Source organism: Nakamurella antarctica (assembly GCF_003860405.1).
In the GTDB taxonomy this organism is placed as follows: Bacteria; Actinomycetota; Actinomycetes; order Mycobacteriales; family Nakamurellaceae; genus Nakamurella; species Nakamurella antarctica.
In genome coordinates, this window is sequence record NZ_CP034170.1 from 1,878,317 (window position 1) to 1,902,825 (window position 24,509).

The 24,509-nt window shown below is 61.1% G+C and carries 22 protein-coding genes and 1 pseudogene; 9 read left to right on the top strand and 14 right to left on the bottom strand.

Annotated features, from left to right (window positions below):
- Positions 1-16 precede the first annotated feature (16 nt).
- A complete protein-coding gene (locus tag EH165_RS08180) occupies positions 17-799 on the top strand; it encodes an aspartate/glutamate racemase family protein (protein WP_124799030.1) in 783 nt (260 codons plus the stop codon).
- Here the strand turns inward: EH165_RS08180 and EH165_RS08185 are convergent.
- Positions 746-1,183 carry a hypothetical protein gene (locus EH165_RS08185; RefSeq protein WP_124799031.1) on the bottom strand — a complete coding sequence of 146 codons (438 nt, stop codon included), beginning with the start codon at positions 1,181-1,183 and terminating at the stop codon, positions 746-748. The two genes, EH165_RS08180 and EH165_RS08185, sit on opposite strands and share 54 nt — an antisense overlap.
- The gene (locus EH165_RS08190; protein WP_124799032.1) at positions 1,180-2,040 is read right to left on the bottom strand and encodes a PHP domain-containing protein; all 861 of its coding nucleotides are present in this window, start codon (positions 2,038-2,040) and stop codon (positions 1,180-1,182) included. Before EH165_RS08190 ends, EH165_RS08185 begins: the two co-directional genes overlap by 4 nt.
- A gap of 153 nt (positions 2,041-2,193) precedes the next feature.
- Between EH165_RS08190 and EH165_RS08195 the strand changes: the two genes are divergently transcribed.
- Entirely contained in the window at positions 2,194-3,276 is a 1,083-nt protein-coding gene (locus EH165_RS08195; protein ID WP_124800400.1) for a magnesium and cobalt transport protein CorA, read from the top strand.
- Positions 3,277-3,419: 143 nt separating this feature from the next.
- On the opposite strand, the pseudogene EH165_RS16835 reads toward EH165_RS08195, so the two are convergent.
- Positions 3,420-3,925: pseudogene (locus EH165_RS16835) on the bottom strand (YflT domain-containing protein).
- 160 nt (positions 3,926-4,085) lie between these two features.
- Between EH165_RS16835 and EH165_RS08205 the strand changes: the two are divergent.
- Positions 4,086-5,216 (top strand): Mrp/NBP35 family ATP-binding protein, encoded by a 1,131-nt coding sequence (locus EH165_RS08205; RefSeq protein WP_124799033.1) that lies wholly within the window; start codon positions 4,086-4,088, stop codon positions 5,214-5,216.
- A gap of 32 nt (positions 5,217-5,248) precedes the next feature.
- Here the strand turns inward: EH165_RS08205 and tatB are convergent, their stop codons facing one another.
- From tatB to sigE, 4 genes are all read right to left on the bottom strand, one after another.
- Positions 5,249-5,758 (bottom strand): Sec-independent protein translocase protein TatB, encoded by a 510-nt coding sequence (tatB, locus tag EH165_RS08210; RefSeq protein ID WP_124799034.1) that lies wholly within the window; start codon positions 5,756-5,758, stop codon positions 5,249-5,251.
- A gap of 101 nt (positions 5,759-5,859) precedes the next feature.
- Positions 5,860-7,479, bottom strand: coding sequence for a S1C family serine protease (locus tag EH165_RS08215; protein ID WP_124799035.1), 1,620 nt, complete (start codon positions 7,477-7,479; stop codon positions 5,860-5,862).
- Between the two features lie 153 nt (positions 7,480-7,632).
- The gene (locus EH165_RS08220) at positions 7,633-8,088 is read right to left on the bottom strand and encodes a zf-HC2 domain-containing protein (RefSeq protein ID WP_124799036.1); all 456 of its coding nucleotides are present in this window, start codon (positions 8,086-8,088) and stop codon (positions 7,633-7,635) included.
- Positions 8,085-8,678 carry an RNA polymerase sigma factor SigE gene (gene sigE / locus EH165_RS08225; RefSeq protein WP_422392145.1) on the bottom strand — a complete coding sequence of 198 codons (594 nt, stop codon included), beginning with the start codon at positions 8,676-8,678 and terminating at the stop codon, positions 8,085-8,087. The genes EH165_RS08220 and sigE overlap by 4 nt, the downstream gene beginning before the upstream one ends.
- A 302-nt stretch (positions 8,679-8,980) precedes the next feature.
- Here sigE and EH165_RS08230 point away from each other — a divergent pair, with 302 nt between their 5' ends.
- Together EH165_RS08230 and EH165_RS08235 are read left to right on the top strand one after the other, a co-directional pair.
- Complete coding sequence (locus EH165_RS08230; RefSeq protein ID WP_239020491.1) at positions 8,981-9,604, top strand: O-methyltransferase; 624 nt, start codon at positions 8,981-8,983, stop codon at positions 9,602-9,604.
- 217 nt (positions 9,605-9,821) lie between these two features.
- Positions 9,822-10,637 (top strand): D-alanyl-D-alanine carboxypeptidase family protein, encoded by an 816-nt coding sequence (locus EH165_RS08235; protein ID WP_164479161.1) that lies wholly within the window; start codon positions 9,822-9,824, stop codon positions 10,635-10,637.
- Here EH165_RS08235 and glgC read toward each other — a convergent pair.
- Positions 10,621-11,844 (bottom strand): glucose-1-phosphate adenylyltransferase, encoded by a 1,224-nt coding sequence (gene glgC / locus EH165_RS08240; protein WP_124799039.1) that lies wholly within the window; start codon positions 11,842-11,844, stop codon positions 10,621-10,623. The two genes, EH165_RS08235 and glgC, sit on opposite strands and share 17 nt — an antisense overlap.
- 141 nt (positions 11,845-11,985) lie before the next feature.
- Here glgC and glgA point away from each other — a divergent pair, with 141 nt between their 5' ends.
- Positions 11,986-13,137, top strand: coding sequence for a glycogen synthase (gene glgA / locus EH165_RS08245; protein WP_124799040.1), 1,152 nt, complete (start codon positions 11,986-11,988; stop codon positions 13,135-13,137).
- Positions 13,138-13,255: 118 nt separating this feature from the next.
- Here glgA and EH165_RS08250 read toward each other — a convergent pair whose 3' ends face one another.
- Positions 13,256-13,423 (bottom strand): DUF3117 domain-containing protein, encoded by a 168-nt coding sequence (locus tag EH165_RS08250; RefSeq protein WP_090479970.1) that lies wholly within the window; start codon positions 13,421-13,423, stop codon positions 13,256-13,258.
- Between the two features lie 273 nt (positions 13,424-13,696).
- On the opposite strand from EH165_RS08250, the gene EH165_RS08255 reads away from it, so the two are divergent.
- Positions 13,697-13,900 carry a DUF6191 domain-containing protein gene (locus EH165_RS08255; protein WP_124799041.1) on the top strand — a complete coding sequence of 68 codons (204 nt, stop codon included), beginning with the start codon at positions 13,697-13,699 and terminating at the stop codon, positions 13,898-13,900.
- A gap of 131 nt (positions 13,901-14,031) precedes the next feature.
- Here EH165_RS08255 and EH165_RS08260 read toward each other — a convergent pair whose 3' ends face one another.
- The 5 genes from EH165_RS08260 to EH165_RS08280 form a co-directional block, all read right to left on the bottom strand.
- Positions 14,032-14,502 carry an SRPBCC family protein gene (locus EH165_RS08260; RefSeq protein WP_124799042.1) on the bottom strand — a complete coding sequence of 157 codons (471 nt, stop codon included), beginning with the start codon at positions 14,500-14,502 and terminating at the stop codon, positions 14,032-14,034.
- Positions 14,499-14,978, bottom strand: coding sequence for a DivIVA domain-containing protein (locus EH165_RS08265; RefSeq protein WP_124799043.1), 480 nt, complete (start codon positions 14,976-14,978; stop codon positions 14,499-14,501). Before EH165_RS08265 ends, EH165_RS08260 begins: the two co-directional genes overlap by 4 nt.
- A 105-nt stretch (positions 14,979-15,083) precedes the next feature.
- On the bottom strand, positions 15,084-15,896 hold the full coding sequence (gene folP / locus EH165_RS08270; RefSeq protein WP_422392146.1) for a dihydropteroate synthase: 813 nt from the start codon (positions 15,894-15,896) through the stop codon (positions 15,084-15,086).
- 255 nt (positions 15,897-16,151) lie between these two features.
- Positions 16,152-19,655 (bottom strand): UvrD-helicase domain-containing protein, encoded by a 3,504-nt coding sequence (locus EH165_RS08275; RefSeq protein WP_124799045.1) that lies wholly within the window; start codon positions 19,653-19,655, stop codon positions 16,152-16,154.
- On the bottom strand, positions 19,655-22,942 hold the full coding sequence (locus EH165_RS08280; protein ID WP_124799046.1) for an ATP-dependent helicase: 3,288 nt from the start codon (positions 22,940-22,942) through the stop codon (positions 19,655-19,657). Before EH165_RS08280 ends, EH165_RS08275 begins: the two co-directional genes overlap by 1 nt.
- Positions 22,943-23,027: 85 nt before the next feature.
- Here EH165_RS08280 and EH165_RS08285 point away from each other — a divergent pair, with 85 nt between their 5' ends.
- Positions 23,028-23,342, top strand: a complete 315-nt coding sequence (locus tag EH165_RS08285; RefSeq protein WP_124799047.1) for an MGMT family protein — start codon at positions 23,028-23,030, stop codon at positions 23,340-23,342.
- A gap of 87 nt (positions 23,343-23,429) precedes the next feature.
- Complete coding sequence (locus EH165_RS08290; RefSeq protein ID WP_124799048.1) at positions 23,430-24,509, top strand: DUF4192 domain-containing protein; 1,080 nt, start codon at positions 23,430-23,432, stop codon at positions 24,507-24,509.

Consider the following 24,509-nt stretch of genomic DNA (forward strand, 5'->3'; position numbering starts at 1 on the left):
CTACAGTCTTGAGTCCATGAAGACCTGCGCTGATGATGGGCAAGTACAAGTGCAAGCGACCATCGGTTTGATCGGCGGGATGAGCTGGGAAAGCAGCTCGTTGTACTACCGCCATATCAACGAAATGGTGCGAGATCGGTTGGGTGCCTTGCATTCCGCCAAGTGCATACTGTTCTCGGTCGACTTTGCCGATATCGAAGCGATGCAGTCTGCGGGCAATTGGGAGGCGGCGGGCGAGGTGCTCGCTAACGCTGCCCGCCGACTGGAAGCTGCGGGCGCTGACTTCTTGGTGCTCTGCACCAACACGATGCATAAAGTGGCCGACCAGATCACCGCCGCGGTCAGCATTCCACTCTTGCACCTTGCAGACGCCGCGGCTGCGGACATCATCGCCAAGGGCGTACGCACAGTCGGGCTGCTCGGCACCGCGTTCACCATGGAGCAGGCGTTCTACACGGATCGGCTGATCTCCCACGGACTCATCGTCCTGACGCCGCCACCTGGTGATCGCGCCGAGATTCACCGCATCATTTACGAGGAATTGTGTCGGGGCGTCATCAGTGAGGCATCACGCGCCAGCTATCTACACATCATCGCGGATCTGGTCACAGCTGGAGCCCAGGGAATCATCCTAGGCTGCACCGAAATTGAGCTGCTAATCGAGCAAAAGCATTGCACCATACCAGTTTTCCCCACCACTGCTATTCACGCGAGGGCAGCTGTGGACTTTGCACTGAGCGAGAAGCTAGCGCCACCAACTCCACCACAGGAGCCCCGCAACGCTCCCCAGGACGACTAGGGCGACCGTCACTGTGGGCGCCGTTGCGCCCCACCCGGATGAGCGTCGACGCCGCGCCAGAAAAAGTCCCAGCTCCCCCAGCGCACCTACACCCAGGTGCGCCACCACCCTGTCCCAACCCGGGCCGATCGAAACGGCAAACCCGGTACCGGGTTTCAGCACGGGCAGCAGCACCATTAACAATCCAAGGATGACACCGAGCACCAAGGTCCCGGCTGAAAGCAGGCTCGCGAAGCCAGCAACAAACCGGACCCCGCGAGGAAGTTGCGGTGCAGGGTAGGACTCCGGCTGGCTCTGACCCCCCCAAGGCGGAAGGTCAACTTCCTCCCATAGGTCTGCACCGACCTTCTCATCCCGGCCAAAATCTGCCCAGGGATTACTCATTTCTGCAGGAGGGGAACAACCCCCGAGGAGGCAGAGACAATGCGCTGCAGGGACTTTTCCGGCGTCAAGTCCTGACCCAACCGCAATGTCTTATTGGTGCCGTGGAAATCGGAGGAACCGGTGGGGATCAGGTCGAGCTCTTCCGCGAGTGCGGCAAGCTCCGTGCGGGCTGCTTCGTCATGGTCAGGATGAAATACCTCTATGCCGTCAAGACCCTGTGCCGCAAGAGATCTCAGCTTCTCCCTGCCCAGGACCGCGGCGGCTTCCCGGGAGCGCGGGTGCGCAATGACCGACACACCACCAGCCGCAGCGATCATCGCGATCGCAGTTTCCAGGTCGGTGTCGGCCTTATGCACGTAATACGGGCCATCGCCCCTCAGGTAGGTAGCGAACGCCTCGTGAACACTTTCGACCAGTCCCGCTTGTTTCAAAGCTCGCCCAATATGTGGCCTGCCGACGGGTGCGCCGCTGGCGATTTCCAACACCTGCTCGGCACTGATATCGATGCCATCCCGGACCATCTTCTCTACGATCCGCAGCCCACGATCCATCCGTTCCTGACGCAACCGAATGTGTTCCTGGACAATGGTCGGGTTACTGGGGTCGAATAGGTACCCCAGCAGGTGGATACTTGCCGGACGCCCGTTGGGCTGCGCGATTTCGGTGGAGAATTCGGTTCCGCGCATCAGCGCCATTCCGGTGGGTAATGCTTGCTCAGCAGCGTCCCAACCGGAGGTCGTATCGTGGTCTGTGATCCCAATGACATCGAGCCCGGCGCGTCCGGCGGAGGCCATTAACTCCGCTGGGGTTTCGGTGCCGTCGGAGGAACTCGAATGTGAGTGCAAATCGATGCGCATAGAAGCCTATTCTTCCCTCTGCGATGCACTGTTGTGCACACCGGTGTTTTTCACCGGCCTCACACCGGGGGAAGGTAGGTTCATCTCAGCTAGACCGCCCGCCCAAGCGGTGCACCGGTCTTATTCGCCCGTCTGGAGGCTGCCGTGCCGATTCTGCCATCGATTCCCTCACTGAGCGCGCTTCGTCGTGGCTCCCGTTCGACAGGCGAATTGGCCCCCGTACCAAGCCCAGCCAACAACAGCGTGATCGTGGATTGCGCCACCTATTTCGATGGTGTCCGGCAGTCGTCCTGCGAGCGGCCAGATGACGCCATCGCGCGCGTGCGAGCCCACGGTTCAGGTTTTGTCTGGATTGGACTCAAGGAACCGGAAATGGCCGACATGGCCGAAGTAGCAACATCTTTCGGGCTGCACGAGCTGGCCGTTGAGGATGCTATCAACGCCTACCAACGGGCAAAGATCGAGCAGTACTCGAGCTCGTTGTTTGTGGTCATCAAGACGGTGAAATATGTTGAACATGAATCCGCTCTCAAGGCGGTGGAGATCGTCAACTCCGGCGAAATCATGATGTTCCTCGGCGCCGATTTCATCGTCACCGTCCGGCACGGCGACCACTCGGGCCTCGCGGGATTACGACAGGACTTGGAGCGCGACCCGGCTCGACTCGCGCTGGGGCCCGCCGCCGTCATGCACGCCATTGCCGACCGAATCGTCGACCAATATTTGGCGGTGGTCGAGTCGGTCGAAGACGACATCGACGAGATGGAGTCGCTGGTTTTCGACCCCACCGCGATCCTGCGGACTGAGCAAATCTATCTGCTGAAGCGGGAAGTGCTGGAGCTTCGCAGAGCGATTGCCCCGCTGTCTGCGCCGATGCGACGCCTGGCCGAGATGCCCAATGTGTTTGTGCCGCCAGAGATCCGCACCTACATGCGTGACGTCGAAGATCACCTGCAGCAGGTGTCCGAGCGAGTGATGGCCTTCGACGAAATTCTGACCACCCTCGTCAACGCTGTGCTTGCGCAGGTGGCAACCCGGCAGAACGAGGACATGCGCAAAATTTCGGCGTGGGCTGCGATCGCGTTGGTCCCCACCGCGGTTGCCGGTATTTACGGGATGAACTTCGACTTCATGCCCGAGCTCCACTGGACCTTCGGTTACCCGTTGGCGCTGGTACTGATCGCCGGCATCTGTGTGCTCCTTTACCGGACACTGCGCAAGCGGGGTTGGCTGTAGCTGCCAGTAAACACTGCGCAAGCGGGGTTGGCTGTAGCTGCCAGTAAGCACTGCGCAAGCGGGGTTGGCTGTAGCTGCCAGTAAACACTGCGCAAGCGGGGTTGGCTGTAGCTGCTGGCATCCCGTAGCGCCAATCGGCACCGTCAGCCGTGTTTGCCCAGCTCCATTTGTGCCAGAAATCCGCGGGCTTTCTCCGCGGTGTTGGGTTTGCAGAGCACGTCATACCGGCCTGCGACAACCTGCGATGACGACGTGAAGTCGCGCCGCCCCTTCGCCATCCGGTAGCCCAGGACCCCATCAACAATCCGAACAATGCGCCTATGGACACCCCGACCACAATCAGGAGCAGGGTGTTGTTCTGCGCAGGAGAAAACAGGCCCATCAACAATCCCACAAACAGCCCGAACCAGGCCCCGGAAGCGGCTCCTGCGGCAGCGACCTTGCTGGTCGTCAGACGTCCGGTCACGCGCTCCACCAACTGCAAATCGGAGCCGACGATGGTCACGTCCTCGACAGCAAACTCCTGCTTGGCGAGGTGCTCTACCGCGGCCTGGGCCTGCGTGTAGGTCGGGTAAGCCGCAACGGCGAAGCCGACTGGCGGAGTGGGGACAGTTGGGGCGTTTACGCGGAATCGGTTGGACGACGTCATCGCCGACCACCTCCTAAAAAGGTGTCACAGTGCATCGGGGTGCGGGAGTTTTTCTCGTGCCCCTCCATCGTCCCACAGCGGGTCAGGCCACGTTGGTATGGAGATGCCGCCGATAGGTCCACCGTAGTATCGAGAACGCACCCACTACCTTCGAGGGATTATGTCGCTGACGCCAGAAATTATTCGCAAAGCCCTTGATGCGGTAAAGGATCCGGAGATTCGACGCCCCATTACCGATCTCGGGATGGTCGACAAAATCGACATCGCCGCAAACGGTCACGTCTCGTTGGTGGTTCTCATCACCATTGCAGGCTGCCCAATGAAGGACACCATCACCCGAGACGTCACCGCGGCCGTAGAGGCCATTCCGGGAGTGAGCGGGGTTAGCCTCGCACTGGTGCCGATGAATGACGAGCAACGCCAGGCGCTGCGCGACGGCCTCAAAGGGGGCGCTACTAAGGATATTCCCTTTGCCAGGGCTGAGTCTCGGACTCGGGTGTACGCCATTGCCTCCGGTAAGGGCGGCGTCGGCAAATCAACCGTGACAGTTAACTTGGCGGCTTCGCTGGCTGCACAGGGACTTTCGGTAGGAATCTTGGATGCTGACGTCTACGGCTTCTCCATTCCCCGAATGATGGGGGTCACGACAAGACCCACCAGGATCTCCGACATGATCCTGCCGCCGGTATGCCACGGCGTGAAGATCATCAGCGTAGGAATGTTCGTTGAAGGCAACGCTGCAGTGGTGTGGCGAGGGCCCATGTTGCACCGTGCCCTCCAGCAGTTTCTCGCCGATGTGTTCTGGGGCGATCTGGACGTCTTGTTGCTCGATTTGCCGCCCGGTACGGGGGACGTCGCTATTTCAACAGCGCAGCTGATTCCCAGTACCGAAATTCTGGTTGTTACGACCCCGCAGACTGCGGCGGCCGAAGTCGCCGAGCGGGCTGGTGCGATCGCACTACAAACCCGCCAAAAAGTGATCGGCGTAGTAGAAAATATGTCGGGGTTGGTGCTCCCCGATGGCGGCATCTTGGATGTGTTCGGGACCGGTGGCGGCCAGATTGTATCCGACTCATTGACGCGCTCGATGGGGGCGCCCGTTCCGTTACTCGGTCGCATTCCGCTTGAAATTGATCTGCGAGAAGCTGGCGACGCCGGGGTTCCGTTAGTTCTGAGCCACCCGGAAAGCGCTAGCGCCAAGGCTTTGTCGAGTATTGCGGCGTCTCTCGCGGCGCGTTCGAGGCCTCTGGTGGGCATCTCACTGGGCCTTTCACCGGCTTCGCGCACCTAGTGTGGTTGCTGACAACTGCACCGCAGAGTGAGTCAGGTCCCTTCGATGTCAAAGGGCGGGATATCACCTTTTGACAAGGGTGCGGTAACGCGTCGCACCGGCATATTCATATCTAGGAGAGCTGGCTTCTCGGTGGAGATAGGCACCCAGTTGCCACCCGGACTTCCCGCCGCTGCGGCCGCAGCATTCGCCGTATCCCCTGGCGCTTTGGTGTCCTTCAAACCAAGAAATCCGGTGATCCCACCGGAAAACTGATCGCCCAGAATATTCTTCTGCAGGATCTTTTTCGGGTTCATATCCCGAAGAGACTTGAGATCCTGATACTCCTTGAGCGATTGCAGGTCCGCCACCTGCCGCCGCAGTTCCTCTAGTTCGGGCCCGATCTCCCTTTTCAGATCCTCCTGGGCGCCGGCCGCCATAGTTTTCAGCTTCTTCGACGCTTCAGATACCCACCTCACGGCGACAGGAATGCGCTCCGGGCCGAGGACGAAGACCCCCACCCCCAGGATGATCAAGATTTCGCCCCAGCCGAGACCGAACAATGAAAAGCACCTCCCTCAACGCTGCGGATTGGTTGCCAGCCTCAGTCGATTTCCAGACTACCGGCGGCGGACAAGGCCCGTGTGGCACGGGAGGCGGCCGCCTACGCGGCAACGAGAGTCATTTGGACGACGAAACTGCGACCTTGTCTAACCACCTCGACCTCGACGACGTCGCCGACGTTGCGAGACTGCACTGCAACCACCAGTTCATCGCTGCTACCTACCGTGCGGTCACCGAATTTTGTGATGACATCTCCTTCTACTATTCCTGCCTCGGCCGCCGGCGAATCGGCCCGTACGTTTTGCACTTGGGCGCCTTCGGTAGTCCCATCCGATACGGATCGCGCATCGACCCCGATGGAGGGGTGGACAGCTTTCCCGGTGCGAATCAGCTCCTGAGCGGTGGCTTTTGCCAGGTTTATCGGGATCGCAAACCCGAGCCCGATGGAACCGGAGGATTGCGACCCAAGGGTACGGATTGCGGAGTTGATTCCGACAACTGAGCCGGTCGCATCCACCAAGGCTCCGCCCGAATTTCCCGGGTTGATCGAGGCATCGGTTTGGATGGCATCGATAACCGCATCCGTGTCCGTCCCCTCGCCCGAGAGACGCACGGGACGGTTGATGGCGGACACAATACCGGTGGTCACTGTGCCGCTCAGTCCCAGCGGCGAGCCGATCGCGATTACCGGGTCCCCCACGGCCAACGTGGACGAATCACCGAGCTGCGCGACCGTGAGGTTCTGTGCCGTCACTTTGATAACCGCTAAGTCCGTTCGAATATCGCGGCCGACAACCGTTGCGGGCAAACGGCTCCCATCTGAAAACACGACTGACATCTGGGCATCGGGGGTGGTAACTGCCAGAGAAACTACGTGATTGTTCGTTAAGATATATCCTGCAGCACCATCGATGACCACGCCGGATCCCGACCCGCCGCCGTTTCCGATCCGTACCTCGATCGACACCACCGCTGGATTGACCCGGGCGGCTATATCTGCGATGGATCCGGGTTCCCGCTCCACCGCGGGCTGCACTGCAGCCAAAGAAAAAGCGGGTTCGTTGACGCTGGCGGGAATTCGGGAGATCAGCAGTGACCCGATCCCGGCCCCAAATGCACCGATGAGAACCGCGACCACCGCAAGTGTGATGAGTGCCGCTGGCTGGAGCTTTCGGGACAAGAGGGCCTGACGCAGGGTGTAGCGAACTTCAGGTAATTCTTCGGGTAGAGCGGCTTCAGGGGTCGCCAAGGCTGGCGACCCCAAAACCACTGACGAATTCGGGTCGCGCCAGGGGTCAGGTTGTACCGCAGGAGCGGGCGGCGCGGCGGCTGGTTTCGGTCCACGCTGCAGTGACTCTCGCCCGCCCTGCGGCCGCCCAAACGCGCTGTTGAGCATCTCGGGCACCGGAACGGTCAGGGCAAGGCCCGGGCGATCCTGGCGAGAGGAACGTGGGGCGAAGGCGCCCCTGACATCGGCGGGTCTGGAAAAAATATCCCGCTCCAGCGGTTGTACCGGTGGCTTCCACAGGGGCCGTGGGCCGAGCCGCGGCCGGTACTGCTGGCTGGGCACAGACGCTTCGTTGGGCACCTTCGCCTGGCTGGGCACCTGCGTCTGGATGGGCACCTGCGTCTGGATGGGCACAGACGCTTCGTTGGGCACCGACGTGGCTGCACTGACTAGCTCCGAGGCGTTCTCGGGTGTCGAGTTGTTGTCGGGCATGAGCCTTCGGAGGTCACTTTCGCTGGAAGTCGCGACGGGCGTGCTTTGGCCTTGAGGCTCTTGCGGCAAGGGTACGCCGCACCGTCGGGGCTGTGCCAGCCCGCCGGGAGTCACCTGCGGAGATGGCGCGGCGATAACGCGAGAAGCGGTCGATCACGTAGGCAGATCTCGGTCCCGATCAAACGGCATCTTCGGTGAGAGCGTGAATACCGTCTCCGCAGCCGACGTCGCCGAGTTGCTATCCCCTAATCGGAAGCGGGCCTTGCGTGTTTTCCCGAGTGTTACATGCTCAACGCGGATCGCGGGATTGGTAGACAATTCCCTACCGACCCCCGGTGCAGTGATTGCCTCTAACTGGGACGGGTCGGCGGTGGAGCGAAGCGCGACAGGAATGGAAAACAGTGCCTGAGCGAGCGAACGGCGCATTTGAGGTGAGCCCGCGCTGCGGAGTTGATCTCGGGCATCGCACTGCTCCGCAATCTCGCTGGCACAATCCGGGCATCGCATCACATGCGCAGCCGCGCGCTGGTAGGCAGTCATCGATAGCTCGCCATCTGCAAAAGCGACGACGGCGTCCATATTCAGATGGTCTTCAAAAAACGCCGTCACAGAGCACCACCAGCGATCGCGAGCCGCGCGCCGGTGAAGGCGCTCATGTCACGTCGACGTTCTAATCCGGCACGCAGCGCCTGACGACCGCGATGGATTCTGGAGCGCACCGTGCCCAGCTTGACCCCGAGGGTCTGGCCGATCTCCGCGTACGAGAGGCCCTCCACATCACAGAGCACGAGCGCGGCTCGGAACTCTGGTAGCAACTCGTCCAACGCGGCTTGGAGATCCGGGTCCAAGTTTGCCGCTTCGAAAGCTTGCTCGGGTGACGGTTCATTGCCGACAATACGGTCGGTCTCGGTAGGCAACGCCTCCATCCGGATGCGCTGCCGCCGCCGCACCATGTCCAGAAAGACGTTGGTGGTGATCCGATGAAGCCACCCTTCGAAGGAACCGGGCTTAAAGGAGGCCAACGACCGAAAGACCCTGATGAAGGTTTCTTGGGTGATATCTTCGGCGTCGTACTGGTTTCCAGACAATCGGTAGGCAAGGCGGTACACCCTGTCGCCGTGGTCACGGACGATATCTTCCCAAGCAGGAGCAACCCAATTTGGTTGCTCTGGGCTGTGGTCCGCCGCTTGGTTGGGCAGGATCGACAGTGCAATCACCTCCAGGTCTTCACGTCATTTCGACGCACCGTTGACACGATTGTTCCTTCACCTCATGTGAAATGGCCATGAAAGTAAATTTTTGGCAAAGCCGTCGATCGGTCCGCTAAACCACGCCCGAGACGGTGCGCCTGTGCAAATGCGCCACCGCTGACCGGTAGCGTCCGGATTGGCGAAAGCGCGGGTAGCCGGATTTCATTCACCAGCCCTTCGTTTCCGCACGTGCCGGTATTGGCATCGCCACAGCAGCTCTCGTTGTATCTGGGGATTCGGAAGGGTGTTCGGTGACGTCAAGCCGGTCGTATGCGGAGTTTTACATCAGTGAGAGCGAAGCGATGCTGGCCGCTCGTACGCGTGCGGCGGACCTGGGATGTGTACCCACAGGGTCGGGTGCCGGAGCGGCCCTGCGGTTCCTTGCCGCTGCGATCGGCGCGAAGTCGGTTGTCGAGGTCGGCACAGGCGCGGGGGTTTCCGCGCTCCACCTCTTTGCCGGGATGGTCCCGGACGGCATCGTTACCTCTATCGATGTCGAATCCGAAAACCTCCGCGCGGCCAAGGCTGCCTTCGCGGATGCAGGCATTGCACCGGCCCGTGCTCGCCTCATCAACGGGCGAGGCCTCGAAGTCCTTCCTCGGCTCACCGACGGCGCGTACGACCTCGTCCATATTGACGGAGCCCGCTCGGAATATCCGCACTACCTTGTCGAGGCCTTGAGGCTTCTTCGACCCGGCGGAATTGTCGTCATCGATGATGCTCTCGGAAACGACCGGGTCAGTGACCCCACCCAACGCGACGCCGAGACCGTCGCGATCCGCGAGACGGGCAGACTGATGCGGGAGGACGAGAATCTCGTGCCCGTGCTGATCCCGCTATCCGGCGGCGTGCTCGCCGCCGTCAAACTGCGCTAATCCACTGCGCCGCAGTGTTTCTCAGGCCGCTACCGGCAGTGTGAACCTTTGGGGCGCCCGAGGAGCACAACGGTACCTAGACTTCATGCTTATGTCCGCTTGGGTTTCCGCCTCCGTTTGTCATTCACGCGTGCTCGGAGTGGGTCTTGCGTCTCTGGCTTTAGTGCTTACTGGATGTGGTGGCGCACCTTTACACGCTGGCCCACAGGACGCGTCGGTGCCCACGACGGTGACGTCGACGATTTCATCGAGTACGTCGCAAGATACGCGGATACAGCAACCCTCGTCCTCGTTTCTGGCAGCGCCGCTTTCCGCCGTCACGACATCAGCTGCAACCGCCACGACAGCCGAATTAACCGACACCTCGGATTCAGCAGCGACTCTCACGGCGTCCGAGCCAACCCCGTCGAGTACGGAGCCGCCCAGCGATCCGGACCCTACGACCGAAGCGCTTGGGGAAGCGGTGTCGCCGCCACTCGCAGTGCCGACGAACACCTTCGACCCTGGTTCGCTGCCCGAGCTGCCCGCACCCGACCCTGAGGCCGCCGGACCCGATAATGGCGCCCCCTGTCCGGCGGATCCGCAGTACTCAGACGAGGAGGTAACCGGACTCGACCCAAACACGGCAGCGGCCTACCTGGCGGCGCGGCGGGGGGCGGCCGCAGTGGGAATAGTAATGTGCCTCAACGACGGGAAGCGCAGTACCTCCCAGCAGCAAGCAACCTACGACGACTACGTGACTCGTTACGGTGTGGCCGTCGCAAACCAGTACGTTCTGCCACCTGAAAAGTCCGCGCACGTCGTCGGATTCGCCATCGACGTCCAACCTGCAGCTGCCTTCAACTGGCTTGCGCAAACAGCTGGAAGTTACGGCCTGTGCAGAATGTACGACAACGAAGCATGGCATTTCGAGTTCAGCCGTACCTACGCCCCGCCGGCTGCCCGACCCGACTTCCGGCCCCATCGAGGTAAGGCTGGAGCGATGGTCCTGTCAGACCCTCGCCCCAGCCCGGCATCTAGTCCCCGAGTGTGATGTTCTTACCGACCACGGTGATGCCGCCAGCGGTCACCGTGTAGTGGGCTCGATCATAATCGTGATCGACACCAATCTGGGCGCCGTCGGGCACCACGACGTTTTTGTCGAGAATCACGTTACGCAGCAAGGCACCTCGACCAATTCGGGCCCCAGGCATGATCACCGAGCCCTCCACCCTGGTACCGCCCAAAATCCGGACATTGTCCGAAATGACTGACCGTTCGATGTTGGCCCCAGAGATAATGGTGCCAGGACCCACCATGGATTCCCGGGCCGCGCCGTTTTCGATGAACTTAGCGGGCGGCAGCGGTGGTGGCAGGGTCAGAATGGGCCACTGGTCGTTGTACAGATTGAAAATCGGGTGCACTGAAACCAGATCCATATGCGCCTCGTGGTAAGCGTCCAGGGTGCCGACATCGCGCCAATAACCACGATCCCGATCTGTGGAGCCGGGCACCTCATTGCCCGAGAAGTCGTATACGTAAGCAGATCCACGGTTCACGAACATCGGAATGATGTTCGCGCCCATGTCGTGAATGCTGGCCTCATCGGCAGCATCGATCTTCAGCGCCTCAATTAATGCCTTCGTGCTGAACACATAGTTACCCATGGACGCGTACGCGACATCTGGGTCGTCTGGTACCGACGGGGGGTCGGCAGGTTTTTCGAGGAATTGGTTGATCTTCTGCCCGTCGGCAGCAGTTTCAATGACGCCGAAGGCCGTCGCCTCCATCCGTGGGACCCGGATACCTGCAACTGTCACATCGGCGCCGGAGGCGATGTGCTGGTTGACCATCTGCTCCGGATCCATCCGATATACGTGATCGGCGCCGAACACAACGATGTACTCGGGGTTGTCGTCGTAGACGAGGTTGAGGGATTGGTAGATCGCATCGGCACTACCGGTGTACCACCGGGGGCCCAATCTCTGCTGAGCCGGAACCGGGGTGACGAAGTTTCCGAGCAGTTGACTCATCCGCCAGCTGGTCGTGATGTGCCTGTCCAAAGAGTGTGACTTGTATTGCGTCAGAACACATATCCGCAAGTAGCCGGCGTTGGCCAGATTGGACAGTACGAAGTCAATGAGCCGATAGCTCCCCCCGAAGGGCACCGCTGGTTTAGCCCGATCAGCGGTAAGTGGCCACAGCCGCTTACCTTCGCCGCCGGCCAACACAATTCCGAGAACTCTGGACTTCCTTGGCATAAAACAGACCTTATCCGCACCGTTGAATTTGTTCTGCACCAGACCCTGCGAATAGGTGCGCGTCGCGAAGATATGCTTTCTCGGCCGTGGGTATGGGGCGCCTCTGGCGGCGTACCGGAGGAGAGCGATACTCTGCCCCTCATGCGAATCGCGATCCTGACCAGAGAATTTCCACCCGACATCTACGGCGGCGCGGGCGTGCATGTCGACTACTTGGTCCGCGATCTACGGACCTTGGTGGACGTGGATGTACACGCCTTCGGCGCCGACCGGGACGGAGCGAAAGGCCACGTTCCTGATCCTGAGCTGGCTGATGCGAACGCAGCGCTCCAGACGTTATCCGTGGACCTGTCCATGGTCGCCGCACTCGGTGATGCACAGATCCTGCATTCACACACTTGGTATGCCAACATGGCCGGGCACATCGGCAAGCTTCTTGCTAGCGTCCCGCACGTGGTGACGGCGCATTCGCTTGAACCCCGACGACCGTGGAAGGCCGAGCAGTTGGGCGGGGGGTACCGAGTATCTTCGTGGGCGGAAAAGACTGCCTACGAAGCGGCGGACGCCGTGATTGCCGTCTCCGATGGTATGAGGGCCGATATTCTCGCCTGCTATCCGGAACTGGATCCCGCTACAGTTCATGTGATTCGGAACGGGATTGACACACAGATCTACCAGCCTGTGCCCGAACGGGACTTTTTGGTCGCAGCCGGTGTGGACCTGAGCGCACCGATAGTGGCCTTCGTAGGTCGGATCACCCGCCAAAAGGGCGTCGGGCACCTCATTAAGGCCGCCCATCAGTTCACACCGGGTACCCAGCTAGTGCTCTGCGCCGGAGCCCCCGACACCCCCGAAATCGCTGAAGAAATAGCTGCTGCGGTCGCGAAGCTGCAGGCCAGCAGACCGGGAGTTTTCTGGTTAAACGGAATGCTTACCCTCCCCCAGGTACTGCAGGTACTTTCGGCCGCGGATGTCTTCGCTTGCCCCTCCGTTTACGAGCCCCTCGGAATCGTGAACCTTGAAGCTATGGCCTGCCATGCCGCAGTTGTCGCTAGTGATGTCGGCGGAATACCTGAAGTGGTGAACGACGGCGAGACGGGATTATTGGTGCACTATGACGCAGCAACCCCGGAGGCCTTCGAGGCTACCTTCGCGGCCGCGGTGAACGCACTGGTGGCAGAGCCACAGCGTGCGAAGGAAATGGGATTAGCCGGGCGCGCCCGAGCAGTTGAATCTTTCTCGTGGAACGCTGTCGCGGAAACCACCGTTGCGCTCTATCGGAGTCTGCTCTAGCACTGCAGCAACCATGCCCGTGGCGCGCGGGTGGCACCGGTTCTGAGAAGAACCGATTCCACCCGCGCCAACGAGTGTGACAGGCACTGCGGGCCGCGCGAAGAACGGCCGGAAAGAACTAACTCACTACTGCTTTGAGGGCGTCGCCCAAAGCCGATGCTTCGTCTGCTGAAATTTCGACAACGAGTCGGCCGCCGCCTTCCAACGGAACTCGCATGACGATGCCGCGACCCTCCTTCGTAACTTCAAGAGGACCATCCCCGGTACGGGGCTTCATGGCCGCCATGTGCGACTCCCTCCACGACAGTTATCAATAGTCCGACGCGGACCGGCTACAACCCCGGCACCTGTCGACCCGCTCGAAGCAGGCTTCTTATTCTCTCTCACAGGTGCCTCAGATGACGAACCGAGGTCGATTCTCATGAAAGTCGGGAGCTGCGAAGGCTCGCACGCAACCTTCCGAACTCAAGCAGCGGCGCTGGCACGCTAGTGGCCGGAGAGACCCACAGCCTCCACGCGGTGAGGTGCAGTGCTCCCGGTTGTCCCGTAGGCTGAGGTCGTGGGACCACTTGGCGAGATCTTTAATCCTGGAATGCGGCACGAGATCGAGGAACGCCGCTCCAAGGCTCTGCGGCGCGAGGAGGAAGGGCACGGCCGCGACAGCGATCTTCGAATCGACCTCGAGTCTGGATTCGTCGTCATCGAATCCCCCAGCCCGCCAGCAGAAGACTCTGCCGCAGCCGAAGGCGCCGACCAGTCTTAGCAGCAGGTGCGGAACGCGGTACAGAATCTACGGCGGCTAGTTCGGTCTATTCATAGTTATTTGGGACTTTAAAATCGACGTCTTCACGCTCGCAGACCTGATTCGACTGCTGACACTATCTGCAGCTTTCCCTATCCGGCAGGAGTGCTTTCGGCGTCCAGGAGCGCTGCCAGCCGGTTCATCGAGAGCTGGAAGCCCCATTTAATTGCTGGTCTTACGACGATCCATCCGAGCCGGCCGATAATCCCGAACGGCAGATCTACATCGTCAATCCACGTGATGGTGGATCCGCTGCCGTGAGGGTCCACGGTGAAGATGCCGTCCCCCCGGACAATCTTTCCGTTGTGTTCGACCACCCATCGGCGGGGTGGATCTAGCTCAGTCACCGTCATCAGATCAAGAAAACCGACGCCAAGCACACCGGTGAACGCGACCATTTTCGTACCCACCTCCGGCGCTTGGGTCTGGCCGGATACTGCGTAGGTGGTGGTACCCAGCATCCATTTGCTCTGCCAGCTCGGATTCACCAGAACCTCGAACGCTCGCTCAGGGCTTGCCTTACTCGTCACCGAAACTGCAACGCGTACACGGTTAGTGCTCATGACCGCGCCGCTGACTCGGCGTCCTGCGGCACAAAGCTCACGACCGAGTGAATGTCTGCACCCTGAGCGCCTTGCCGCTCCTGCACCGCTTCTGCTTCTGCTTCTGCTTCTGCTTCTGTCAGCGCAAATGCTGGGGTGGGGTCGGTGGTCATGAAGTCCATTTCTCTCTCGTCCAATGTTGACTCGGGGTGCGCCGACCTCATCAAGGCAAGCTCAGCATGTGTGCGATCTAGTTCCTCCGAAAGCCGGTCCAAGGTCCAATCGACATCTGACATGCGGTATCCCCGCAGCGCCATGGCAAATCGGACGGCTCGCACATCCTTGCCAGTAGTGCCTGTGCTCGGCAGTTGCGCTGGTGATGTACGCGCGGGCAGTGCGGCCATCTGCTCGCCTCGCCCGAAGATGAGCACCGCGATTCCGAAAAGCGCAAGGCCCACGACTACCGCGATGACAAGATATTGCAAAACTGTGGTCACCCTCTGATGATGCCACGTCGTCCGACTGTGCCAGCAAAATGGAGAGTTGAACCCGCGGGATTTGTGCCCAGAGCGCCAAGCCCCACACTGAATGGCTCGGACTTCTCAGGCCAATCCTCTTCGCGGAGCGGACGGCTGTCGTCGACCGCTAATAGAGCCGATCATTTCAAGTACGTGTCGGGTTTGGCGCACCTGGTGGGTCCGGAAGATGGCGGCGCCGGCAGCGGCTGCAAAAGCGGTCGCAGCGAGTGTGCCGTCAACTCTTTCATTGAGCGGAACACCAAGAGTCTCGCCTACAAAGTCCTTGTTGGACAACGCCATCAGCACGGGCCAGCCTGACAGGGCGAGTTCACCGGTGCGCCGCAGAAGTTCGAGGCCGTGATAGGTATTTTTTCCGAAGTCATGCGTGGGATCGATCAAAATTCCCTCCGCGGGAACGCCCTTCCCGACGGCTTTCGACGCTGCTGTGGTGGTTTCTGCCAAAACCGCAGCCACAACATCCACATAAGAGCTGCGGAACGGATTTGTTCGCGGCACGGCACCCCCCGTGTGCGAGCACACCAGCCCGGCACCGAACTGCCTGGCCACGTCCACCAGGTCAGGATCAACTCCCGCCCAGGTGTCGTTGATGAGATCCGCACCCGCGCCGCATGCCGCTATCGCCACCTCTGCGCGCCAGGTGTCGACACTGATAATCAGATCGGGCCACAAGTTCCGGACCGTGGCGATAAACGGGACTACCCTTCTGATTTCTTCGGCAACGTCGACGTCCGCACCCACGCCAGCCTTGACACCGCCGATATCGATAATGTCGGCTCCATCGTCCACTGCGGCCCGAACTGCGTCGAGGGCCGCCGCGTCAGCAAAAGTAGCCCCGCGGTCGTAGAAAGAATCGGGGGTGCGATTGACGATGGCCATCACCGCTGCACGGTCTACAGGAACCGGTCGGCCGCGAAAGATAGCGGGCCCACCCGGACCACGGTGCGGGTCGCTGGGGGCATCGGCGGCCAGGGCTTGCGAGCCGCTGATCGCGCTGCGACCCACTGCGCTGGCATCGGGGGGGCGAGCTTCGGAAGGCGTGCCATCAGCCACGGACTGCGTCATACCGAAAGAATACGGGTCCTTCGTGGCGGGCAGTCAGATGTGTTGGTAGGGCCTGAGATACCAGCTCTGTTATTCGAGCTCCTCCCCATTGTGGACGCCCGCGCCCTGTGCGCCGATCTCAGGCCTTTCGGGAGTGGTGAGCGAGGACGTCCCCGCCTCGACCAACCTGAATAGGCCGGCTTCATCCAACAGTTCAGTGGGAGAGACCGTGATGCCGCTGGGCACGTAATGGAAGGCAGCACGGACTTCTTCCACGTCACACCCACAGATTTGCGCCCACGCCAGTCTGTAGGCGGCGAGTTGGACAGCGGCTGCGGCAGCGCCAGCCGAATCTGGTTGCTGGCCGGTCTTCCAGTCCACAACGGTCCAACCCCCGTCGGCGTCAGAGAAGACGGCGTCTATGCGACCCCGCACGGGGAGGTCTCCGACCATCATCGCGAACGGTACTTCCTGATCCTGCGGGACCCGATCTGCCCACGGCGACGTAAGAAATGACCTCCGCAGACTCTCAATATCGTTCTCCACCAGCGTGTCTCGGAAATCTGCTCCTGGGAGTTCTGCCAGGTCCAGCAACGCTTCTCCAGCGTAGTAACGCTCGAGCCACTGGTGGAATGCGGTACCGCGACGCGCTCGCACCGAAGGAGCCACTGGCAGTGGTCGACGAATATTCTGAGCCAGTCTTGCTGGATCTCGAGCAAGCGCCACCAGCGCGGAAACGGACACTGTGCTTGGCAACTCAACGGTGAACTGCTTGATCTCCAGCGCTTTCTTCTCTGCGATGAGCGCATCAACGTCCCGCTTCCACCCCCGTGGGTCGTCGCCTTCGCGAGCCACCCCCGCCTCTTCGGACGGGAGCACCCGAATTGGTGGGCCTTCCGCCGCTGACGTTTTCGCCTGGGTGGTTTCGGGCGCCTCTGACAAGGCTGGGGGTTTTGCGAACCTGGTGGGCGCGGCAGCTTCTGCCTTCCGCAGTGCTACGGCGGTGCGCACCATTGAGGCGGCTGTTTCCACCGCTGCACGCCTGCCGCCGAGAGGGTCAGCCGGCCACAGGGCGGAGCGAGGTTTCCGCAGAAGCGGGTTGGCCTCGTCCGGCAGTGGTCTATCCGCCCACTCGTCCGGGACTGCTACCGCGCTGGCGGCGTCCGCTAATTCCCCAAAGAATGCGCTGGGACCGCGGTACTTTGTGGCGCCGTAGGACCACCAATGGCTACTGAAGACCAGCGTGCCTTCCGATCGCGTCAGAGCGACGTAGAGCAGGCGGCGCTCCTCCGTCAGCTGCGCGGCCTTCCACGCCGCTTTGTGCTCTTCCACTGCGTCGCAAATCTCCCCTTGATCCAGGCAATGCGAAAGATCGAGCTGCGGCAGGTCCTCGCGATCACCTCGAATACTGGGTGGCAGTTGGCCATCATCTGAAAGCCAACTCAGACCTTTCACTCCAGGAAATATTGATTCCGCCAGCTGTGGGACGGCCACGAGTTGCCATTCGAGCCCCTTGGCCGCATGCACGGTCATCAGCTGTACTGCGCTGTCGGACTGCTCCACCTCCCCCGGTGCCAATCCATTTTCCGCATCAGCTGCCACTCGGAGAAATTCGAGAAGATCAACCGCGGCAGTGAGTGACGAACCGCTGGCGCCACTGCCTGTGGGGGAAGCCTGCCCGGAAAAGTCCGCGACCACCTGAGCAAAGGCGTCCAGATGGGTACGTCCTTTAGTGCCGGCCAGCGGTGCCTCGATATCGAGCCCAATCGTGTGTTCGATATCAGCGACAACATCTGTCAAAGGCTGCGCCAAACGCCTACGCAACCACTGCAACTCAGAGCCCAGTCGCCGAATCCGGTCAAACCCCTCCGTTGAAAACTCCGCGCCCGGCCCGGGATCCGAAATTGCATCGACCAATCCGGCGCTCTCGAAACTCTCGCCCCGCTGAGCGTGCGTCAGAGCTGAACGCACAGCGCTCAATCGGTGGCTGCCATCAACGTCGTCATCACCGTTGTTTGAACTCACCTTCGCTACGAGGCGTCCCGTCGCTGGGCGCTGCGAAAGCTGCCGCGCCCTGCGCTGCAGGGCGGCAAGGTCAGCGAGGCCCAGCCGCCATCGCGCCCCGGTGAGAATTCTGATAGCTGCTCCGCCGGCCGCTGGTTCTACTAGCACCTGAAGCGTGCTGACCAGGTCGATGATTTCCGGTTCGTTCAACAGTCCGGCCAACCCGGTGATTTCTACCGGAATGCCCCGTTCGGTGAGTAGGTCGGCGATGCCTGCCATTGCCGACCGCCGGCGAAACAGCACAGCAGTGGTGGGCGGAGGTGCTGATCGAGCCTGCGCCGTCCGCCACTCGTGGGCGATAGTGTCTGCTACCCAGGTGTTTTCGTCGAGCGACGTGGCGAAGAGGCCATACCGCACCTGCCCGCGGCTGGCCCCTAGCCGAGGTGTCAGCACATCCACTGCGACTGGCGCAGACCGGATCGGCGCGGAAATCGAGTTGGCGATCGTCAAGATGTCTGAAGGGTTGCGAAAGCTTGTCAACAGGCTGGCTCGCCCGGCGTCGGCACCATCTTTCTGAGGGAAATCAGTAATAAATCTCGGCAAGTTCGAAGCCGATGCGCCCCGCCACGAATAGATCGATTGACAAGGGTCGCCGACCGCAGTTACAGGGTGCCCCATCGCACCTGACTTCGAACCGAAAAGGAATGTCAATATTTCGCGCTGCGAATGGCCGGTGTCCTGGTATTCATCCAACAACACCACCTTGTGTCGGTGGCGCAATTCCGCGCCCACCCTGCTTTGCTCGCGCACCAACTCAGCAGCCAGCTGCATCTGATCACCGAAGTCGAGCACCCCCGCGGCACGCTTCGCCTGCCGAAATGCTTCTACGAGTGGCAAGATTCCGCTGCGATTCGTCAGCCTTGTGTGTAGGGAAACGAGCTTGCTATGGATCGCACTGGTTTGACGCCGGGTTGGCCGCGAGTCTTCTATGGCTGCCGCTAGTTCGAGGGTCAGCTTTTCCAACTCTGCAGGTGTTCGGAGGTGGTCGGCAAGCACCCCCGACAGGTTCAGAAGCCGCTCGGTGACCCGGTCCGGCGTCAGGTCCGTCCGCAGGTCTTGATCCCATCGTCGCACCACTGATCCGGCAAGCTGCCAGGAACCGGTGGCACTCAGGATTCGGGCGGTTGGTTCCACTCCGACCAGCGTTCCGAATTCGGATATCAGCCGGCCGCCAAATGCGTGGTAGGTCCACACCTGCGGCTCAGTAGCAAGAAGATGCTCTCGCAAATCGGCACTTATCAAGCCCGATGCTGCGAGGGCAGCCAACCGACTTCGGATGCGCTGCAGGAGCTGGGACGCCGCCTTTCGGGTGAAGGTGAGCCCGAGTACGTCCTCAGGCAGAACCCAGCCATTGGCGATGAGGTAGACCACTCGCGCCGCCATTGTTTCGGTTTTGCCGGATCCGGCACCAGCCACCACGAGGAGAGGAGAAAGGTCAGCCTCAATCACCGCGATTTGCTCTCGCGTCGGCGGGAACTCCTGACCCAAGGCCCGCGAAAGCTCCAGGGCGCTGATTTTTTTCTGCCTCATCAGGTCACCTGCCGACCTTGTTCCTGTACGGGACAAGAGGTCCGCACCGAACAAAAGTCGCAATACTTATTCTCTGTGGCGAGAGCGGTGGCAGCCGTCAAATGGGCTGCCGCCCGGCGGATCTCGCCAATCCATGTAACGCGCTGCTCTGGTGTGAGTGGAGACTGCTCCCGCACCGTGGGCGTGCCCTTCCGCAGGTACACCAATACCGCGCCGCCGCTTTCGCGAGCCTGTTCGGTCTCCGTGTTGGGCGCTGTTGGTTCGCGAGGGTCTACGGCGTGTACCGGTGAACCGATAGCGACCTGATACGTAGCGAGCTGGGGGTTAGCTTCCGCCTCGGCCTTCGACACAATAGACGAACTGGTTTTGAAATCTACGACGACCGGCAGGCCCTCTTCGTCCGCACTGATCCAATCAGCTCGCCCAGAGATCACCACCGGACGTTCGGCTTGCTCAGAACTCAACCCATCGCCGGGCGCGCAGGTCGGCACCGCGGACAGAACAGGTACTTCGGACCCGATCAACTCCCACGGCGGATGATGTGCGGTGGACCACTGTTGAACAGCAAGGGCCATGGAAACAGCCAGTCGCCGCAGCCGCGCCAATTGCCACGGGGCCAAGGACCGGTCCGCATCGAGGTAGTCATCCAACTCCGCCATCAGCTCCTCCCATGGCAGTTGGAGAGCTATCCCGTGCGCCAGAGCATGCACGACCACACCTTCGAGCTGCGCCTCCCCTGCCTCCCCTCGACCGCCGTGGCGTTCCAGAACTGCTCCGAGTGCGCACCGATTGAGGGACTCAACCATTGACGGCGATATCACGACCGTCTCCGACTCCGCCAGGACCTCTTCACCTGTCGAGACTGGAGGGAGTCCCCACCAGAGTGTGGGATCGGCCCCGCGCACCCGATGGCTACTCAGCTCTGCCAAATGGCCCGCTGCCACTTCACGCAGGGCCAAGGGTGCTGCCGGGTCAGAAGCAGATCGGCGAAGATCTGCGAGTAGTTCAGGGACATTCAGTCCGCGACGCTCCCTGCCATCGGCAGACAGGGGTCTGCCCTGCGGAATTTCTTGAGTGCCGGCGATCTCGAACAAAAAACGCGACGGCTGAGTTTGTGGGTCAGCGACCGCGGTCGCGATTAATATCTTTTTTGCTCGAGTTGCTGCGACGTAAAACAATCGCCGCTCATCTGCGAGGTTGTGAATCGAACGAGAAGCAGTGGCAGGCAACCCATGTGCAAAATCCAACAGGTCCGAGGTCCCCAAGAGGCTGCTGTTGCTCACCTGAGCGGGCCAGCGGCCCTCCTCGACACCGGTCAGAGCGACTACCTCGAATTCTAGGCCTTTGGAACTGTGCGCAGACAAGATTTGCACTGCCTCAGTGAACGTGGCATGCGGGCCGAAAAGATCCTCCTCGATCTCGCGCCCAAGCACCGCCTCGACGAAATCGCTCACGCCAGCACCAGGCAGCACTTCAGCCCGATGGGCAGCCGTCTCGAAGAGGGCTATGACGGCATCCAACGTAACGTCAGCCTGTTGGCCGGCCCGGCCGCCCCGCAAACTTGCCTCGCGCAGTACACCCTCACGCGCACTGCGCTGCCAGATCCCCCAGAGTGCAGACTCCGCATCCGAATCGTTGCGGGCGCGTCGAGCAATCTCAAGCATGGCCACCACCGCCGTCAACGGTAGCGAAAGATCAGGCGACAAACCTGCGGGAATCGGAGCGCCCGCCAACACCGAGGCAAGCAAGTCTGTCGTGCCGCCTTCGTCAGGTCTGGCAACTTTGAGCGCGCGTCGCAGCCGCCGAAGAGACAGCAAGTCCAGGCCAGCCAACGGTGACGTCATCAATTCAACCGCTCTCGGACCCGTCAACGACGCGGGAGTCGTTGCGGCCTCGAGCACCATCAGGAGCGCAGATACCGTGGCATCGGCAACCATCGACCGGCTGTCCGCGGGTTGAGCGAGCGGTACGCCCATCACGGTAAAGGCCCTGCGCAAGGCTGGTAGCGACGCCTGCGGGGATCGCACCAAAACAGCCATCTGCGACCAGGCAATGCCCTCGCGAAGGTGAGCCCGGCGAAACCCGTCCGCGATATAGGACGCTTCCGCGGCTGCACTGGAAAATACTCGCACGTCGATCAAGCCGACCCCCGCAGATTCCACGCCCGCTGACTGCATGCCCCCAGGCCCCACGCCAGCAGGCCCGAGCGCGGCCGCCAAAACCGGCTGACCAGGTTCCCGGTCCACGCTCTGAGTGGGCACCACCACGAGCGCGCGATGTTCCGCAGGGCCGGGAAGTAGCGCGGCGACCCTACGCGTTGCCCGGGTGATTTCGGCTGACATCCGCCGCCCCTGCGTCAAAGCCACCGTCCTATCTACGATGACGTTTTTCATCGCAGCAGGATCAGATCCGCGAAACGCGTAAATCGATTGGTCGGGATCCCCCACGACCATGAGCTCATCCGCTCCCGTGGCGAGGGCCGCGATGACAGCAGCTTGTGCCGGGTCAACATCTTGATACTCGTCCACAAAAATTCGGCGGATCTGAGCTTGTTGCACTGCGAGTATTTCGTCATTCTTCAACAGGCCGAGTGCCACCCCCATTAATTCGGCCTGGTCAAGAGCCTGACCCTGGCGTGTGGTGCCCGTGCGTAGATCCAGAACCTTGGAGTATTCGGTGGCAAATTGACCAGCTGCCACCCACTCCGGCCGCTCCTTCCGGCGGCCCCAACTGATGATGTCTGCTGGTGCCAGACCAGATTCTGTGCTGCGCGCCAACAGATTTCGAAGCTCCGCGGCAAACCCGCTCATCCCCAATGCCCGGTGCAGGAACTCCGGCCATGGCCCGCCTCCCTGGTCGACGTGTCCGGAAAGCATTTCGCGAATCATCTGATCCGACTCGCCCGCTCCGAGAAGCCTGGGCTCCTGCTCGCCCATCCGCCTGGCCTGCGTGCGCACCAGGGAATAGGCATACGAGTGCAAGGTCCGCACCATCGGCTCTCGGGTGGTGATCCCTAAACGCGACACCATTCGGGCCGTTAACTCCGCGGCCGCTCTCTTTGAAAATGTCAACACCAAAATCTGACTCGGATTGACGCCGCGGTTGATGACCCGATCCGCCACACATTCCACCAAGGTGGCGGTTTTGCCTGTGCCAGGCCCTGCGAGCACGCGCAGCCGCGGGCTTATGTTGGCGATGATGTCGGCTTGCTCCGGTGTAGGCGTCATTACAGTGGGCACGCGACGACTTCGCGTCAGAACATGCGTCACTGCAGCGGGAGTCGACATACGAACATCAGACCACGCAGCACCGACATCGCATTATTCGGCCAAAACCTCAGCGTTGTGCAAACGACTCGTTCAGGAGGAACGAATGGACATTCCCCTGGCGCGCAGGATGTTGGATATTGTTGCGTCGATCCCGCCGGGTTCCGTTGCGACCTACGGTGAGATTGCAGTGTCAGCTGGAAGTCGGTCGCCCCGGTTGGTGGGTCGAGTGCTGTCGGAGATGGCCGATGACGACCTGCCCTGGCATCGAGTGCTTCCCGCGAGCGGAAGACCCGCACCGCACATAGCCGCCGAGCAGTTGGCGCTACTGGCAGCTGAAGGCGTCTTGGCCGTTGACGGCCGCATCTCGGTGAAGCAGTTCCGTGACCGTCGTGCCGGGCCTAGCGGCCCGGGTCACTAGCCAGCATCAGGTATCCACAAGCACGTTTTGATCCACATCGTCACACTCCGAGCTCCAGGGTTGACGCCAAGGCAGCATCGTGAAGTGATGACAACCTCATCAACTCACACAGATGTCGTACGGGTCAGCGGAGCGGAAGGCGTCATCGCCTCGGTCCCCTATCTCCTCGGCTTTCACCCCCGCGAGTCACTTGTACTGCTGTGCATGCGTAATCCGCGCAATCGGATTGGGCCAGTAATGCGAATTGACTTGCCTGCACCCGACGCACCCCGCGAAGAGCGCTCCGCACTCGCGTCGTACGTTGCTCTGCAAGCTCGCGCGCATGCTGATTCGGTGGTGCTTATCTGTTACACCGATGGCGAAGACACCGGACCAGTGTCACGTCGGCGCTTTGCGCAGCACGCGTTGATGCAGGACTGCCGGCGAGCGATCAAAGGCGCTGGGATCCGAGTTTTCGACCTCTACCTGGTTCGTGAGAAAACTAGCCTTTCGTATCAGCAACATCGGCCAGGCACCCCTGGGTACCCGCTGCTAGCGGAAAGCAATTCAGAGATCGCGAAGTTGAGTAGCGCGCATGCCTGTGCCGGGCGTCGCGTTTTGGCCGACCGCGACGCATTGCGTACCTCCATTGCGGGACCGGTTGGCGGCATTGCTCAAGATGCTGTGGACCAGATTGCTCGGGCTCAGTCCCGACGCGTTGATCATGCAGCGCGTTCACCACACGCCAGCCGGGCTCCGGCCAACACTGAAAATCTGAGTACCAAACTCCACCAGGCACGATCACTACGGGTCGCCGGAGATCCCCTGGGAGAGGAGCTAATCGCCGACTTGGTGGTGGCATTCGATGACCCGCTACTGCGGGACCAAGCTATTTACTGGGCTTTGAAAAACCATGACGAGTCTGTGGTGGCTCTCTTTGTCGATCTTGCGGTCTGGACCCCCTCAACGGCATGCGCCCAAACATGCGCGGTGCTCGCCGTGGTCGCTTATCGGGCCGGTGATGGTGCGCTGGCCCAGGTCGCGCTCGACCGAGTGTTTGCTGCTGATCCCCACCATCGGCTTGGCGGTCTTCTTCTAGCGACGATGCAGGCGGGAATTGAACCAAGGCACCTCGACGGCATGCTTCTTGACCAGCAATTCGTCTGTGACAGAGAAGAATCCGAATAA